At 47.5% G+C, this 1953-nt stretch carries 1 protein-coding gene; it reads right to left on the reverse strand.

What is annotated here, in order from left to right:
• Positions 1-333 precede the first annotated feature (333 nt).
• Positions 334-1953 (reverse strand): VCBS domain-containing protein (locus A3762_RS12155; protein WP_197469228.1); only part of this gene is annotated, 1620 nt, incomplete at its 5' end.

Raw genomic sequence — 1953 nt, forward strand, 5'->3', positions numbered from 1 at the left:
ATTCACTAACAACACGGAGGCGTCATTCAAATATACCGGGCCGCCAAGATTCAATCGAGTTGTATCTGTTAAGTCTGAAGTAGACGAAGAGCTTCTGCTTGCACCTAACATTAATGTCATTGCGCATAATGAAATGAGTATGAGCTGTTTATGAAGTGCGTAAAAACTAGGCAATTTAACGACCTCTCTAGTTTGAGATGCTTGCTAAACACTAGTCGAGATTAGTGCCGTAAATGTAAAGATTTGTTCGTTTTTTAGACCACATAAACGACTTGAAAAGGCTCAAACTAAGGCCTTTTCACCCTCTGAATAATCTGAAAACGAAAGCATTCATCACTCAAAATCATCCTTGGATCGGTTATCGGGCAACAGGCTATCTAAATTTACGGAATGCCCAACATCCCATGCTCCCGCCTTCCCGTTGCTTTCCTGCTCATTTGTTTGAGCGGTATCAGCATTACCCGCAGACTCTTTATCATTCGAAGATTCTGGCAGCCCAGATAACAAGTCACTAACAGACTCTTTTGGCTCAAGTTCGGGCGCCAAGTCAACTAAGCTTTCTTGAATGAACGATGAACGAGTCGCTTCAGACTTACCACTCGGCGCGGTGACTTGATCAAGAAGTAACAAGGGGTCTGAGTCATACGATACCGCCGGCACATCAGCAGAAACCGGTGCTAGGGGTGGCGGAGGTGGTGCGATCACTTGCTGTGCAGCATCGGTATGGACATCCATGCTCCCAGTAGCAGTAACGCCAAATTGATCCTGAGCCTCATACTGCAAAGATTCTGTTACGGTTTGCAAATTTGAATTGCCCGTTTTCGCTTGTGCTTCATAGCTTCCATTGGCCTTGAACTGAACAAGCGCATGCCCTGTATCAAATACCTGAGACCAACCACTTACGGGATCGAACTGCAGACTCTGTCCGTTAATTCCAGTGAGTGTTAAGGACGTGTCAGCCTGGTCATTCGCAAAGACATTCCCAGTATCGATACCACCAGCATTCAAGTGACTATTATCGATCACGGCAACAGGCGCATTACCCTGCCCATCAATTTCAATGGCAATGGTTTGCGTTGCCGTACCACCCAGACCATCATCGACTTCGACAATAATACTCTCTTTGAGCGTCTGCCCCGTCAGCAATTTCTGCACATCAGGATGCGCTGTATTGAGTCGATATTCCCAAGCTCCCGTTTGGGCATTCAAGGAGAACTGTCCATACTGGCTGGTATTCACTGATCGCCATGCATGCTGATCACTGACATCAGGATCGATCACTTGAAGCGTTCCAGATATCGGCGTTGTCGCATTCTCGGCCACCGACTGCTGCACAACAGGAGCAACACTCGGTAAATCATTACTGCCCACAACCTCGACTCGGATTTGAGCGACAGAACGCTCTCCGTGTTGATCAAGCACCTCGACCTGAAATGTTTCTTGAGCCGTTTCGCCTTTAGCCAACGATTCAGCTTTTGCAGGATCAAGCTGATATACCCATTTGCCACTGGCATCGAGGCTTATCACCCCATATTGACCCTGCTGACTGCCTAAGATGTTCCAAGTGTGCATGTCGCTTGCATCCACGTCACCATCTAAAAGCTGACCAGATGCCTGTAATGTGCCACCATCTTGAACTGTTCCGCTTAACACACCACTGATATTCGGCGCGTCATTCGTACCTGTAATCGTGAGGGTGACTTGCTGAGTCACGATAGTCCCGTGACCATCATCTACTTGAATGATCGCGGTATCTGTTTTTAATTCGCCATCAGCAAGCTGATCAATATCAGCATGATTCGGCTGATGAAGCACATAAGACCAATTGCCATTGGCATCAATTGTCAGCGTGCCATATTGAGCAGGCGTTGCGACGGACCAGGTATGTTGATCAAGCGCGTCAGGGTCAACAGCCGTCCAAGAACCTGCGGCTGCAATACTAGAACCTTCAAT

Source organism: Oleiphilus sp. HI0125, assembly GCF_001635355.1.